Source organism: Allobosea sp. 05T439 (assembly GCF_056396005.1).
This window is the reverse complement of record NZ_JBFTKP010000048.1, coordinates 25,218-39,478: the sequence shown is the minus strand read 5'-3', so window position 1 is coordinate 39,478 and position 14,261 is coordinate 25,218. Positions and strand designations below refer to the sequence as shown.

At 65.4% G+C, this 14,261-nt stretch carries 13 protein-coding genes; 3 read left to right on the top strand and 10 right to left on the bottom strand.

The window, feature by feature from the left end; translation table 11 throughout:
• The 6 genes from phnY to psrA all read right to left on the bottom strand — a co-directional run.
• Positions 1–1,370 (bottom strand): phosphonoacetaldehyde dehydrogenase (gene phnY / locus AC1DIO_RS31080; protein WP_476854593.1); only part of this gene is annotated, 1,370 nt, incomplete at its 3' end.
• A gap of 10 nt (positions 1,371–1,380) precedes the next feature.
• Positions 1,381–2,628 carry a phosphonoacetate hydrolase gene (gene phnA, locus AC1DIO_RS31075; protein ID WP_476854592.1) on the bottom strand — a complete coding sequence of 416 codons (1,248 nt, stop codon included), beginning with the start codon at positions 2,626–2,628 and terminating at the stop codon, positions 1,381–1,383.
• A gap of 128 nt (positions 2,629–2,756) precedes the next feature.
• Positions 2,757–3,560, bottom strand: coding sequence for a phosphonate ABC transporter, permease protein PhnE (gene phnE / locus AC1DIO_RS31070; protein ID WP_441493472.1), 804 nt, complete (start codon positions 3,558–3,560; stop codon positions 2,757–2,759).
• Positions 3,561–3,580: 20 nt separating this feature from the next.
• On the bottom strand, positions 3,581–4,390 hold the full coding sequence (gene phnC, locus AC1DIO_RS31065; RefSeq protein WP_476854591.1) for a phosphonate ABC transporter ATP-binding protein: 810 nt from the start codon (positions 4,388–4,390) through the stop codon (positions 3,581–3,583).
• 33 nt (positions 4,391–4,423) lie between these two features.
• Positions 4,424–5,302, bottom strand: coding sequence for a phosphonate ABC transporter substrate-binding protein (gene phnD, locus AC1DIO_RS31060; protein WP_441493474.1), 879 nt, complete (start codon positions 5,300–5,302; stop codon positions 4,424–4,426).
• An 83-nt stretch (positions 5,303–5,385) separates the two neighbouring features.
• The gene (gene psrA, locus AC1DIO_RS31055; RefSeq protein WP_441493475.1) at positions 5,386–6,477 is read right to left on the bottom strand and encodes an iron-containing alcohol dehydrogenase PsrA; all 1,092 of its coding nucleotides are present in this window, start codon (positions 6,475–6,477) and stop codon (positions 5,386–5,388) included.
• Between the two features lie 120 nt (positions 6,478–6,597).
• On the opposite strand from psrA, the gene AC1DIO_RS31050 reads away from it, so the two are divergent.
• Complete coding sequence (locus AC1DIO_RS31050; protein WP_441508613.1) at positions 6,598–7,467, top strand: LysR substrate-binding domain-containing protein; 870 nt, start codon at positions 6,598–6,600, stop codon at positions 7,465–7,467.
• Between the two features lie 59 nt (positions 7,468–7,526).
• Here AC1DIO_RS31050 and AC1DIO_RS31045 read toward each other — a convergent pair whose 3' ends face one another.
• Positions 7,527–8,150, bottom strand: a complete 624-nt coding sequence (locus AC1DIO_RS31045) for a TetR/AcrR family transcriptional regulator (protein WP_441508612.1) — start codon at positions 8,148–8,150, stop codon at positions 7,527–7,529.
• A gap of 105 nt (positions 8,151–8,255) precedes the next feature.
• Between AC1DIO_RS31045 and AC1DIO_RS31040 the strand changes: the two genes are divergently transcribed.
• A complete protein-coding gene (locus AC1DIO_RS31040; protein WP_441508611.1) occupies positions 8,256–9,281 on the top strand; it encodes a saccharopine dehydrogenase NADP-binding domain-containing protein in 1,026 nt (341 codons plus the stop codon).
• A gap of 100 nt (positions 9,282–9,381) precedes the next feature.
• Here AC1DIO_RS31040 and AC1DIO_RS31035 read toward each other — a convergent pair whose 3' ends face one another.
• The 3 genes from AC1DIO_RS31035 to AC1DIO_RS31025 all read right to left on the bottom strand — a co-directional run bounded on the left by AC1DIO_RS31035 (position 9,382) and on the right by AC1DIO_RS31025 (position 12,871).
• A complete protein-coding gene (locus tag AC1DIO_RS31035) occupies positions 9,382–11,031 on the bottom strand; it encodes a SulP family inorganic anion transporter (protein WP_441508610.1) in 1,650 nt (549 codons plus the stop codon).
• Between the two features lie 402 nt (positions 11,032–11,433).
• Positions 11,434–11,859, bottom strand: a complete 426-nt coding sequence (locus tag AC1DIO_RS31030) for a hypothetical protein (protein WP_441493480.1) — start codon at positions 11,857–11,859, stop codon at positions 11,434–11,436.
• A 205-nt stretch (positions 11,860–12,064) separates the two neighbouring features.
• Positions 12,065–12,871, bottom strand: a complete 807-nt coding sequence (locus AC1DIO_RS31025; protein WP_441508609.1) for an IclR family transcriptional regulator — start codon at positions 12,869–12,871, stop codon at positions 12,065–12,067.
• 145 nt (positions 12,872–13,016) lie between these two features.
• Here AC1DIO_RS31025 and AC1DIO_RS31020 point away from each other — a divergent pair, with 145 nt between their 5' ends.
• Positions 13,017–14,192 carry an acyl-CoA dehydrogenase family protein gene (locus AC1DIO_RS31020; protein WP_476854590.1) on the top strand — a complete coding sequence of 392 codons (1,176 nt, stop codon included), beginning with the start codon at positions 13,017–13,019 and terminating at the stop codon, positions 14,190–14,192.
• Positions 14,193–14,261 lie beyond the last annotated feature (69 nt).

The window sequence follows — 14,261 nt, the reverse complement described above, 5'->3', positions numbered from 1 at the left end:
CCTGAATCCTTGATGCCGCCGAAGGGCGACATCTCGATGCGGTAGCCGGGAACCTCCCAGAGGTTGACGGTGCCGACCTCGAGCTCCGCGACGAAGCGCTGGATGTAGTCGAAGCGGTTGGTGCAGACGCCCGAGGACAGGCCATAGGCGGTGGAATTCGAGATCCGGATCACCTCGGCGATATCGTTCGGCACGCGGATGATCGGGATCACCGGGCCGAAGGTTTCCTCATGCACGAGCTCGCAGGCGTAGGGGATGCGGTCGACCACGGTCGGATGGAASAGCGCRCCCTCGGCCCGCTGGCCGTAGAGCACTTCGGCGCCTTGCGTCACSGCGTCGTCGACGCGGSCCTGGAAGAGCGCGGCCGAGCGGGCGTTGATGACGGTGCCGACATCGGTTGCCGGATCCATCGGGTTGCCGCATTTCAGCGTCTTCGCCTTCTCGACGACCAGTTTGGCGAAGGCGTCGGCGACGCTCTCGACCACCAGGATGCGCTTCACCGCGGTGCAGCGCTGGCCGGAGTTCTTGGTCGCACCAGTGACCGCAAGCTCGGCCGCCTTGTCGAGGTCGGCATCCTCCATGACGATCAGCGGGTCGTTGCCGCCGAGTTCGAGCACGATGCGCTTGTAGCCGGCGGTATTGGCGATGTGCTTGCCGACCCGGACCGAGCCGGTGAAGGTCACCAGATCCGCATCGGGATCGGTGATCATCGCATCGCCCATGGTCGAGGGGTTGCCGGTGACGACCGAGAGCATCTCGGGCGGCAGGCCGGCCTCGTAGAGCACGTCGGCGAGCGCGAGCGCGGTCAGCGGCGTCAGCTCGGTCGGCTTCAGCACGAGGCGGTTATTGGTGGCGATCGCCGGCGCCAGCTTGTGGCTGACCATGTTGAGCGGGTGGTTGAACGGCGTGATCGCCGAGATCACCCCGAGCAAGGGCTGGCGCGTCGTGAAGATCTTGCGTGCCTTGCCGTTCGGCGAGATGTCGCAGGAGAACATCTCGCCATCATCCTTGATGGTGAGCTGGGCCGCAAAGGACCAGACGTCATAGGCCCGGCTCGCCTCATAGAGCGAATCCTTCCAGCACAGCCCGGCTTCGGCCGTGATCAGCCGGGCGAACTCGTCCTTGCGGTCGCGCAGCAACTCGGCCGTCTTCTGCAGGATCTGCTGGCGCTCATAGCGGGTCAGTGTCGGCTTGAAGGCGCGCGCCTTGGCGAAGGCCTCGCGGACATGCTCGGGCCGCGCCGCCGGCACCAGGCCGACGACGGAATTGTCGTAGGGATTGCGGACCTCGACCATGTCGTCGGTCGAGACGAGCTTGCCGGCGATCCGCATCGTCTCGCGGCGGGGTGTCGGGCTGAAGGGAGCGTTCATCACCAGGTCCTCACGCCGCGACGCAATTCAGGGCGACGTCAAAGACGTCGAAATTGCGCAATGGCCCCTGCGGCCAGTCGACGGCGCGGTTGACCAGCATCGGCACAAGCTGCTCGGTCAGGCCGCCATGCGAGCGCAACGGCTCGGTCAAACCCGCCAGGTCGTGCCGCGCGGCGCTGGTCCCGAGCACCTTGTGGCGGGTCGAGATCACCACGATGTCGCCGATCCGGTCGGCCGGGAGCGAGAAGCGGGCGCAGGCAGCGCCGCTGTCCAGCACGACCTCGACGCCGTTGGTGGCTGCGAGCTCGGCGATGAGCGCCCGGCCGTCCGTTCCCTCCGACAGATAGATGGTAGCGAAGGAGCCGAGCGCGCCGTGATGGGCGACATAGGGGTCGGTGATCGGCAGGATCACGCGCGCCTGGCCGGCGCCGCATCGCGCGTCGACCCAATCCTGGAGATAGAGCACATCGGGCTCGCCCGAGGCGAGGTGCTTATCGTTCATGCCGTGATCGGCGGTGAGCGCCAGCACGCAGCCGAGCGCATCGAGTTCGCCGATATAGCGATCCATCATCGCATAGAAGGCGTTGGCTACCTCGCTGTCCGGTGCGGCCTTGTGCTGGATATAGTCGGTCGTCGAGAGATACATGACGTCCGGCCGGAACGTCCTGATCAGCTTCACGCCCGCTGCGAAGACGAACTCCGAGAGATCGGCCGAGTAGACCTCCGGCAGGGGCTTGCCGACGAAGGAGAGCAAGTTCTCGATGCCGTTCTCGGCCAGCGTCGCCTTGTCGGCCTTTTCCGAGGAGAAGGCGATCGAGCGGACGCTCTTCGGATCCAGGCCCTTGCCGAGCAGGGTGCGAAGCTTGTCCTTGGCGGTGACGACGGCAACCTTGGCGCCGGCCTCCTCAAAGGCCTGCATGATGGTGCCGGTGCGCATGAAGCGCACATCGTTCATCATCACCTCTTCGCCGGCCGCCCGATCGTAGAAATAGTTGCCCGCGATGCCGTGGACTGCCGGCGGCTGTCCGGTGATGATCGAGATGTTGTTCGGATTGGTGAAGCTCGGGATCACCGAGCGCGCCAGCCGGTAGGAGCCGGCGCGCAGCAGGCGGTCGAGATTGGGCGCCAGTCCCCTGGCGATGGCCGCCTCGATATAGCCGGGCTCGGAGCCGTCGATGCAGACCACGACGGTCGGAACCTCCGGCAGGCGATAGCTGCGGCCATTGGCGGCCACGATGTTAGGGGCTCGCGTGAGCATGGGTCTTCCTTTCGAGAAGCGGACTTGGCGCTTCAGCGACATGGGCTGGTCGAGGCAGGGGGGAGCGCGGGCGGCCCGCGCCGGGAAGGTCAGTTGACCGTGGCGAGGGGCGCCACGGTCGAAGGGCGTTAGCGGATCATGGCCCGGACACGCGATGAGATGAGATCGGCCGCAAGCACCATCGCCAGGATCATCAGGATGCAGGTCGCGGTATCCTGGTACTTGAAGAGCTTCATGGAGGAGACGAGCTCGAAGCCGATGCCGCCGGCGCCCACCATGCCGAGCACGGTCGACTGCCGGACATTGGTTTCCAGCCGGTAGAACACCGTGCCCAGCCAGGTCGGCAGCACCTGCGGCAGGACGCCGAAGAAGAAGGTCTGGAAGGGCCCGACGCCGGCCGAGCGGAAAGCCTCCAGCGGTCCCTCGTCGATATCTTCCATCGCCTCGGCGAAGAACTTGCCGAGCATGCCGGCCCCGTGGATCGCAAGGGCCAGAACGCCCGCGAAGGGGCCAAGGCCGATGGCGGCGACGAAGATCAGCGCCAGGATGATCTCGTTGATGCCGCGCATGCAGTTCAGCACCTGGCGCGTGGCGTGATAGACGACCGGGCTCGGGCTGAGATTACGGGCCGCAAAGAAGCAGATCGGCAGCGCGATGACGACGCCGAGCAGCGTGCCCCAGACCGCGACCTGCAGGCTCTCCAGCGCCGGCTTCCAGAGTCGATCCAGAAAATCCGGGTTGGGCGGCATCATGCGGACCAGGAAATCCCACATATAAGGGATGCCGTTCCACAGGTTGCTGGCATTGATCTGCGAACCGAGCGCGGCCCACCACAGGAAGACGACGATCGCGAGCGACAGGGCGCTGACGCCCCACCAGCCGAAACGGCCCTGCGGCGGACGAAGGACGAGTTGCAATGTACCGAATGACATGATCGGGCTCCCCGTCGCGTTCAGGCTGTTGCGGTGGCGATGAGCGGCGTCAGCACCGGCTGAGCCAGCGCGCGCGGCTTCAGGACGCGGCTGATGCCGGGGTCTTCCAGGCCGGGATAGATCAGGTGGACGATCTCGGAGGTCAGCTGGTCCGGCGTGTCGTCGAAGATCACCCGGCCGCCGCTGAGCCCGACGATGCGCTCACCGAACTCGACGGCATAGTCGACCTGGTGCAGGTTGCAGATCACGGCGATGCCTTCTTCCTTGCAGATCGCCTTGAGGTATCCGAGCACGACGCGCGACGTTTTCGGATCGAGGCTCGCCACCGGTTCGTCGCACAGGATCACGGACGGCTGCTGGGCCAGCGCCCGGGCGATGCCGACCCGCTGCTGCTCGCCGCCGGAGAGCTGGTCGCCGCGCGCATTGGCCTTGTGCGCCAGCTCGACCCGCGTCAGGCATTCCATCGCGATATCGACATCGCGCCTGGGAAAGAGCTGCAGCATCGACAGGAAGGAGGACAGCCCGGCCATGCGGCCGACGAGCACGTTCTTCAGCACCGAGAGGCGCTTCACCAGATTGTGGTGCTGGAAGATCATGGCGACGGGCCGCTCGCCGCGCACGCTGCGCTTGGCATCGAAGACGGTGCCGTCGATCAGCGTCCGCCCCGCATCGGGCTGGGCGAGCCCGTTGATGCAGCGCAGCAGGGTCGACTTGCCGGCGCCGCTGGGGCCGAGCACGACCAGGAACTCGCCCGCTCTCACGGTCAGGTCGATGCCCTGCAGCACCGGCCGACCGACATAGGACTTCTTCAGTCCTTCGATCTTGATCATCTCGGATCCTCCGCGGAACCGCGCCAGGCGCGGCTACTTCATCTTGGCCAGATCGAGATTCAGCACCTTCGCTGTGTCCCGGATGATGTCGTAGGCCTGGTCATTGGTCTCGACGAAGCGGTTGAGCTTGCCCTGATCGGCCCAGGTGATGTCCCTGATGTTCAGGAAGGCGGTCCTGATCTGCTTCTTCAGGTCGTCGGGCAGGTTCTTGCGCCAGCAGGTCGGCGATTCCGGGATCGGGTCGGAGCGCCAGACGACCTGGATGTCGGCGGGGTCGATCAGCTTCTTCTGGACCGCGGCGTCGAAGATGCGGTCGGCGATCGTCGCGGCATCGACGCGCTTGTTGGCGACGGCGAGCGCATTGGCATCGTGCGAGCCGGTGAAGAGCACGCGGCCGAAATCCTTCTCTGGATCGAAGCCGAGCTTCATCAGCCCGGCCTTCGGGAAGAGGTGGCCGGAGGTGGAGGAGGGATCGACGAAGGCGAAGGTGCGGCCCTTCAGGTCCTTCACCTCCTTGATGCCGCTGTCCTTCCGCGTGATGATCTGGGCGTGATAATAGGTGCGGCCGGACTTGGCGGTTTCGGCGGTCGCGAAGGCCTCGATCGGCGCAACCGTGGTGCCGAGCACATAGGAGAACGGGCCGAGATAGGCGACCTCGACATGGCCCGAGCGCATGGCTTCGATGACGCCATTATAGTCCGAGGCGACGAAGCCCTGGACCTTGATGCCAAGGTTCTTCTCCAGGGCGTCCAGCAATTGCTGGCTCGATTCCAGCATGGCACGGGAATCCTCCGACGGGATCAGCCCGACCCTGATCAGCTTCGTCTGGGCCCGAACCAGATGCGGCATGGCCAGAACGGCCCCCGCTGCGGCAAGCGAACCCGTCAACACCTTCCGACGCGAAATGTTCATGTCATCCTCCCGAGATGATCCGGTGGTCCTTTGACCTTGCCGGTGAACCGATTACGGGCGCCGTAGCCCTGATGTGAGTGATGTTAGGCAGCTTTGGCGGCCTGTCTCCCGATGAAATTGCGACCCCGCTCACCCTCCAGCGCCTTTGCGACCAGACGGTCCCATTCGACCGGTGACACGCCATAGGCGGCCGGGTCGGTCTTGACGCCGAGCCCTTGCAGGAACAGGCCAAGCCGTTCGGCGCCGGCATCGAGATCGCTGCCGAACACCCGCCGCAGCGCGGCATCGCATTGTGGCTGCGTGCCCATGGCCCAGCGCATCACGATCGGCAGCGAGAAGGAGCAGGCGATGCCGTGGATCGTGCCGCTTTTCAGCGTGATGTCGTAGGAGATGTTATGGGCCAGCGCCGTCTTGGTGTTCGAGAAGGCGAGGCCCGCCAGCAGGCTGGCGCGCATCTGGCGCTCCCTGAGGCCGATATCGTCGAGCCGCTCCATCAGCCGCGGCAGCGTGTCGATGATCTCGCGCGCGGCCTCCACGGCGTAATTGGCCGAGACCGGGTTGCCGTTGACGTTCCAGATGCTCTCCAGCGCATGCGAGAGCGCGTCGAGCCCGGTCGCAAGCGTCAGGCCGCGCGGCGCGCCCAGCGTCAGGGCCGGGTCGAGCACTGCAGCCTCGGGATAGAGCCGGGGATGGGCGAGCGAGTATTTGCTGCCATTTGCGGCATCCCAGACGGTGGCCCAGGAGGTGACTTCGCTGCCGGTTCCCGCCGTCGTGGGAACGGCGATGATCGGGATGATGTCCGAGGCGTCGAGCGGGACCTTGTCGACGAGATGGCGGCGCACCGTCTCGAAATTGCCGCCGCTTGCCGCGAGCACCTTGGCCGCATCGATCATCGAGCCGCCGCCGAGCGCGACGATGACCTCGGCCCGCTCTGCAGAGGCGCCGAACAGGCGGCAGGATTCGACGAGGTCAGCACAATCGGGATTGGTCTCGATATTGGCGATCGTCACCACCGGCGCCCCGGCAGCCTGTGCCAGGCGCTCAGCCAGGTCGCGGAAGATTGGCTGGTCATAGGTGACGAGCGCCCAGCGCCGCTTGCCGATCAGGCCGGCGACCTCGTTGAAGAGGCCGGCGCCAAACCGAATCCTGACGGGATTCCAATAGGCCCAATGCATGCGTTCCACCCTCGTTCCGTCTCGTCTGCCGCGCTTTCCCGGCGCTGTTGGAGTGGATGCTCACAAAGGGCGACCCAATAAACAAATTGATTTTTCAGACGTGATAGATAGAAATTTGCTATGCGTTATACGCGCCTTCGCTCGTTCCACGCCGTCGCCATGGCAGGCGGCTTCAATGCCGCTGCCGCGGAGTTCAACATCAGCCAGCCGACGCTGACCGCACAGGTTGGCGCGCTCGAGGACGAGTACGGGGTCGAGCTCTTCGTCCGGAAGGGGCGGCGCCGGGAACTGAGCGACGCGGGGCGGCAATTGCTGGCGATCACCACCCGCCTGTTCTCCGAGGAGGACGAGGCGATCGCCTTTCTCGAGCAGTCGCGCGAACTCAGGACCGGCCGGTTGTCGATCAGCGCGGTTGGCCCCTATCACGTCACCGAGATGCTCGCGGCCTTCAATCGCGCCTATCCCGGGATCGAACTCGCCGTGAAGATCGGCAATTCGACCGAAGTTCTGGACGATCTCTTCGAGTATCGCTGCGACGTTGCCGTGCTCGCCTATCTCGACGAGGACGATCGGCTGCTCACCATTCCCTATCGCCGGCATCCGGTTGCGGTGTTCGTGCGCGAGGACCACCGGCTCGCCGGACAGGCGAGCATCGAGATTGCGGCGCTCGACGGCGAGGCGATGATCGTGCGTGAGCGCGGCTCGACGACGCGGCGGGCCTTTGAGGAGGCGCTGGCCGCGACCAGGACGAGGCCGCGCACAGTCATGGAGATCGGCAGCCGCGAGGCGATCCGCGAGGCGGTGATCCGCGGGCTCGGCATCAGCTATGTCTCGGTCGCCGAATTCGTGCCTGACCCGGCGCTCCGCCTGATCCCGATCGCGGATGCGGAGATCTACACCTACGCGCATGTCGTCATCTTGCGGAAGCGCGAGGCCAGCCGGATCGTGCGGGCCTTCCTCAACGCCGTCCGCCAGACCAAGGATATGTGATCGCTCGAACCGCTGGTGTTGGGGTGCGTTCGGGGCCGGCCCGAGCGAGAGCGCTGCGGCTACGCGGCGCGGGCCGGAGCGTGCCGGGCCGCGGTGATCAGGGCGTGCGTCATCTGCCGCAGGATCGCTGTCGCGTCGCAGGTGGACAGGATCTGCGAGCTGACGAAGGCCCCATTGATGAGCACCGAGAGCTGGGTCGCGAGCACCTCGGGATGCTTGACCCGCAGCCGCTCGGCGATGTCCTGCAGGCGCCGGTGCAATTGCTGCTTATGCGTGCGGGCCACGAGCCGGGCAGGGTGATCCTCGTCCGGGAACTCCGCGGCGACATTGATCTGGGGGCAGCCGCGATAATGGGGTCGGCCGACACGCTTGCCGATCCAGGCCATATGCGCGTCGAGCTCGGCTTCGCCGTCGTCCGAGTGGCCCGCTGCCACGCCATCCCAGCATGCCCAGAAATCCTCGTCCTCACGCTGCAGATACGCGGCGATGAGGTCATCCTTCGTGCGAAAGTGACGGTACAGGCTCGTCTTCGCGACGCCGGCCGCCTCGATGATCACATCGACGCCGACAGCGCGGACGCCACGCCGGTAGAATAGGTCGGATGCGGTCGCGAGCAGCCGCTCGCGCATGTCGACCTGGCCAGGTTCCTCAGCCAGCCGTTGGTTCGTCGGCTCCGTCCGCATGCACTGTTCTCCCTTGACGAGGCGACGATAGCAGATCTCCAGTTGACACGCTACAGACCTGTCTGTACCTAAAAGAAACAGACAGGTCTGTAGCGGGAGGGAATCATGAGCGATCAGTTCGAGGGGGCAGGGATCAGCAAGCCTGCCATCGCAGTCTACGGAGCCGCCGGACATACGGGCCGCTTCGTGATCAGGGAGCTGCTGCGGCGCGGCTTCCCGGCCATCGCGATCGGGCGAGATGCCGAGAAGCTGGCGGAGGCGGGTTTCCCGGCCGGCGTCAGGCAAGAAGTTGCAGCGCTTGCGGATTCTGCAGCGCTGGCCCGCGTCCTCTCCGGAGCGGCGGCGCTGATCAACTGCGCCGGGCCGTTCCTCGACACGGCCGAATTCCTGGTGCCGGCGGCCTTGCAAACACGCATCCCCTATCTCGACGTGACGGCGGAACAGCCCAGCGCCCGGGCGACCTTCGAGCGCTATTCCTCCCCTGCGGAAGAGACCGGTGTCGCCGTCATTCCGGCCATGGGCTTCTATGGCGGCCTGAGCGACCTCCTCGTCACAGCTGCAATGGGCGACTGGACCGGTGCGGACGAGGCCCGCGTCGCGATCGCCCTGGACAGCTGGCATCCGACCGAGGGCACGCGGGTGACCGGGCAGCGCAACACGGCAAGGCGCGTGACGATTGCGGAGGGGAGGCTGCAGCACCTGCCCGATCCGGCTCCGAACGCCGTCTGGCCCTTCGCCGAACCCTTTGGCGCGCAGGAGATGGTCGAGCTGCCTTTCACCGAGGCGATCCTGATCGACAGCCATCTCCAGCTGTCGGACCTTCACAGCTACCTGAACACGGCGCCGCTGCGCGACCTGCGCGACGTTTCCACCCCGGCGCCGGTCGCGGCCGACGCGTCCGGGCGCTCGGCGCAAAAATTCCTCGTCGAGGTCGAGATCCGACGGGGGGATGCCGTACGGCGGGCGGCCGCGCGCGGGCACGATATCTATGCCATCACCGCACCGCTCGTGGTCGAGGCCGTCGAGCGGCTCCTGAACGGCGCGAAGGCACGCGGCGGCGTCTTCGCTCCGGGCGCAGTTTTCGATGCCCGGGACTTCCTGGCGGCGCTCGCCCCCGATCTCGCGCTCTGATCACTGACGGGGTGGCAGGCGGCGGCGTTCATGCTGTGCTGCCGCCCCGGTCTCTGTCGGTGCGCTGCGCGATGGAGTTCGATCTCGGCGAGCGTGGAGCTCATGTGCCGGCAGGCGTGGCGCCCGGAACGCGGGCCAGGAGACCATGTGCCGCCAACGCTTCGCGAATTCCGAGATGCACCTTGTACGCGACCTCTCCGTCTTCCGGGGCAAGGAGTTTCAGCCGCTGGTCGACTTCGTCGCGCAGATTCGCGATCTCGAGCGCGATTCCGCCGGCCGCGAGCCTTTGGCGGATGCTGGCCAACGCCGCAGCCGCGGTGCCATCGATGCTGGTGATCGGTGAAAAATCCAGGACAACGAGCTTGAGCCCCTGTGTCTCGGCAACCCTGTCCAGAATCCCGCGCCGAATATTCTCGACGTTGAAATAGACCCAGGGGTGGGCTGTCCTCAGGATCAGTGCGCCGAGCGCGGTGGTTGCGCTGGGGCGATTGGCAAGGTTCACGAAGCTGCTGCTCTCGGCATCGAAGCCAAGGGTGGCGATCTCCGGCCGGGTGAGCTGTGCAATGGTCAGCATGAGCGATGCCGCCGCTGCAATGAGCACCCCGTTGAGGACGCCCGCAATCAGCACGCCAAAGAACGCGACCAGCGCGATGATCCATTCCGCGAACGCAACCTGCCGCAGGTTGCCGATCTGCCGGAAGCGGACGAGATGCTTCGCGGCCATCAGCACGATGGCGGCAAGCACCGGCTCGGGCAGGTATTTGAACACGCCCGTGAAGAAGAGCAGTACGAGCAGGATCGCTGCCGAATTGACGAGCAGCGCCGCCGGCGAGACCGCGCCGCCCATGGCGTTGACCGCGCTCTGCGACATCCCGCCCGAGACGGCATAGCCCTGCGAAACACCCACGGCCAGATTGGCCGCACCAAGGGCCAGAAGCTCCCGATCCGTATCGATTTCGGTGCCGTTCTCCTGGGCAAAGCTCCTTGCAACCGAACTCGTCTCGACGAAGCCGAGGAGAAAGCAGGCAAAGGCCAGCGGTACGAGCTCCGTCAGGTCCTCCGGCTTGATCGCGGGGATACCGAAATGCGGGAGACCTTGTGGGATGTCTCCGACAATCGCGATCCCGAGTTTATCAAGGCCGAACAGGTGAGTCGCGATGATGGCGGCGCCCACCACGAACAAGGTGGTGGGCCGCCGCGGCATCAGTTTCTCCAGCACCAGAAACAGGACAACCGCGGCGATGCCCATGGCGAGCGAGGGGCCGTGCGCGGTGGGCAATTCCCGCCAAAGCTGCAGGAGACGTGGAAGGAAATTACCGGTCCCGCCAGACAGGCCAAAGAGCTTGGGCAGTTGCGTCGACGCGATGTAGAGCGCAGCGCCCGTCTTGAACCCGAGCAGGATCGTGTCCGAGATGAAATAGGCAGTCTGCGAGGCGCGAAGCAGGCGTCCGGCGACGCAGATCAGGCCGAACACGATCGCGGTCGCGGCCGCCAAGGCGGCGTAACGCGACAGATCTCCTGCGGCGAGGGCGGACAAGCCGGTCGGAAACAGGACCGAGAGCGCGGATGTCGGCCCAACGGCGAGCTGGCCGCTCGCGCCGAACAGGGCATAGCCGGGGCCGGCCACGAGATAGCAATAGAGCCCGGCGACGGGAGGCAAACCGGCGAGCGAAGCATAGGCAAGGGATTCGGGGATCGTGAAGGCCGCCAGGGCAAGGCCCGCCGGGATATCCTGTTTGAGGTTGCCCATCTGATATCGGCGAGCCCATCCGAACAGGTTCTCGGTGAATCTGCCGATGGACGACCCGCCGCCGCGGTCGGCCTGGGGACCATTTGGTTGCATGGCGCGCCCTCACGATCGTGCCTGCGTGAATGGCCCGGCTCCGGCAAGGCCAATGCCGAAGCAGGACGGCCTGGGCCAAACCGTCTTCCAAGGTCAGCGCCACTTACGATCAACATCAAAGAGTGCACGGCCCCGCTCATGAAGCCGCCGATGCCGGGAACCGTCCAGCGCAAACCGGCGGCCCGGCTCCCTCCACCGACCTGCAAGTGGCCGGCACTGCCCATCGTGGCGCCGATCAGGTGCCCCTCGCATGCCGAAACCAGCGTTCGGCTCAGGATAGTGCCGTGAGGTTCCGCGAGCGGTGCCGTCCTATTTCGGGCAAAGCCTGTAATTGGTGCCGCTGGTATCGTTCGCGCTGTAGAAGCGCTTGATGCGGCCATCCGGTTCCTTGGCCATGATCGCGGACACCTGTGAGGTCGAGACCGGGTTGACGCAGCCGAGCGACAGGAAGTCGCGATCGCCGACACGTTTGACCGACTGGATCCTGCATGTGGCGGCCGATGTTCTGATGCGGTCACCGCTGATGATGAAGGCCGAGACGAAAAGATCGGGTGGGCTCTTGAAGGTCATGCCGTTTCGGCCTGGTGAGAAAATCTCCTCACAGGCCGTGCCGTCGGCAAGCCAGGCTCCCTGATAGGCCGCGTAGCGACCCTCGGCTGCCCAACCATGCGAGACCAGAGCTGTTGCGGCGACAAGACCGGCGATGGCAGCACTTGCGTAAGAGGCGATAGTCATCTGTTCCCCCAATGCTCGACCTTCGCGAACTATAGCGGGTCTCTCATCCCCGTCGATGCTGTGAACGTCGATTTCCGTCCTCATGACGAGATCTTGGTTTACGTTGGGCGGCGAACGCCATGGACCGCTCATGAGGAGGGTATTCCGGAGTCGGTCAGCGGCCGTCGGGATTTCGCCGCGCCCCATGCCCTTTATCACCTCAGGTTCAGTCGCTGCCCAGCGCCTGGCGGATCCGGTGGGCGACATCCTGCAATTGGACGCCCACTTCATCGAGTTTTTCCCTTGGCAGCGAGAGAGCCGATCCCCCGCAGTTCAACGCAAACGGGCGTGAGCCGTGCAGCAGGATGGGCACTCCGACCGAATTGATCTCCTGCTTCCATTCCCCGACCGAGCGAACATAGCCATGCGCGGCGTATTCGCTGACGGCGATTTCGATTCCGGCCCGGGTGCTCTCGCTGTCGGGTTCATGGTCGCACAGCACGTCGACGATGCGCGATCGCGTCGCAGGATCCAGGCTTGCGAGGTAGGCGCGGCCCATCGCCGAGGTCGCCATCCGGATATGCGAGCCGATCTCGATGCCGAGATGCAGCGGGCTCGAACCACGGCATTCCTCGATATAGATCATCGTGCGCTGGTCGGGCGCGCCGAGTGCGACTGAGGCGCCGACGCGATCGGCCAATTCCTGCATCAGTGGCCGTGCGACATCCCGAATGGCCAGGTTGCCGAGCGCCGAGAAGCCGAGCGCCAGGGCTGCGGCAGACAGCGAGTACTGCCCGTTCATCGGTGAGTATTCGAGATAGCCGAGCTTGCTCAACGTGTAGGTCAGCCGCGAAATCGTCGATTTCGCCAGCCCGGTGCGGTCGGCAAGTTCCTGATTGCCCAGAGCGCGATCGCCGCGCTTGAAGGAGCGCAGCACATTCAGGCCGCGCGCCAGCGCTGTGACGAAGCGGGGGTCCTGGTCCTCATTCTCGCCCGGCAGGGCGGCGCCCACCGGCGTTTCGCGTTTGCGCATACTGCTTCGTCACCATCGCTCAGCTGATTGCGACCCAAAGAAGCGGGCCTTGAACCGATCCAACCGCCCGTGCCGGCTTGACGGTCTGATAGACCATATGCGAGAAAACTCGATAATGGAATTAAATTCCGAGGAATGGAATTAGATGGCGCTCGACCCTGATGTGTTCCGCCAGTTGCTCGACACGGTCGAGCGCTTCGTCCGCGAAAAGCTGAGGCCGAACGAGGCGCTCGTGTCGCAGAACGATCAGGTGCCGGCCGAGATCATTGCGCAGATGCGGGAGCTGGGGCTGTTCGGCATGGCGATTCCGGAGGCCTATGGCGGCCTCGAACTCACGCTTTCGGAAGAGGTCCAGGTCTCGTTCCTGCTTGGCGGAACATCTCCGGCCTTCCGCTCGATGATCGGCACCAATAACGGCATCGGCTCGCAAGGCATCATCATCGACGGCACCGAGGAGCAGAAAAGCCGCTATCTGCCTGAGATGGCGAGCGGGGAGCGCGTCGGCTCCTTCTGCCTGACCGAACCGGAAGCAGGCTCGGACGCGGGGTCGCTGCGCAGCTCGGCTCGGCGCGACGGCGATGATTTCGTCATCAACGGCACCAAGCGCTTCATCACAAACGCCCCGGTCGCCGGCCTCTTCACGGTCTTTGCGCGCACCGACCCTGACAGCAAAACGGCCGCGGGCATTTCGGCGTTTCTGGTCGATGCCGATCGCCCGGGCATCACGCTCGGCCGGACCGACAAGAAGATGGGGCAGCAGGGCGCCCACACCTGCGACGTGATCTTCGACAATGTCCGCGTGCCAAAGACGGCGATCCTTGGTGGGCCGGATTACGAGGGCAAGGGCTTCGTCACCGCCATGAAGGTGCTCGATCGCGGGCGCCTGACCATTGCCGGCGTCTGCGTCGGAGTCGCTKAGCGCTTGATCGCCGACAGTCTCGCCTACGCCATGGAGCGGCACCAGTTCGGCAAGCCGATCGCGGAATTCCAGCTGGTCCAGGCCATGTTGGCCGACATGAAGGCGGAGAGCTTTGCCGCGCGCTGCATGGTGGAAGAGACAGCGCGTCGGCGCGATGCCGGCCATGGCATCGCCACCGAGGCGGCCTGCGCCAAGATGTTCGCTTCCGAGATGGTGGGGCGTGTCGCGGACAAGGCCGTCCAGATCCATGGCGGAGCCGGATATGTCGCCGATGCCGGGATCGAGCGCTTCTACCGGGATGTGCGCCTGTTCCGGATCTACGAGGGTACGACCCAGATCCAGCAACTGGTCATCGCGAGGAACATGATCCGCGATGCCCGCCGGGCCGGTGCGGCCGCCTGATTCAACCGGGAGGCCGCTTCCCGGGTCCCCGGACCCGCGGCTCAGGCGGGAGCCTCGTATCCGAACCAT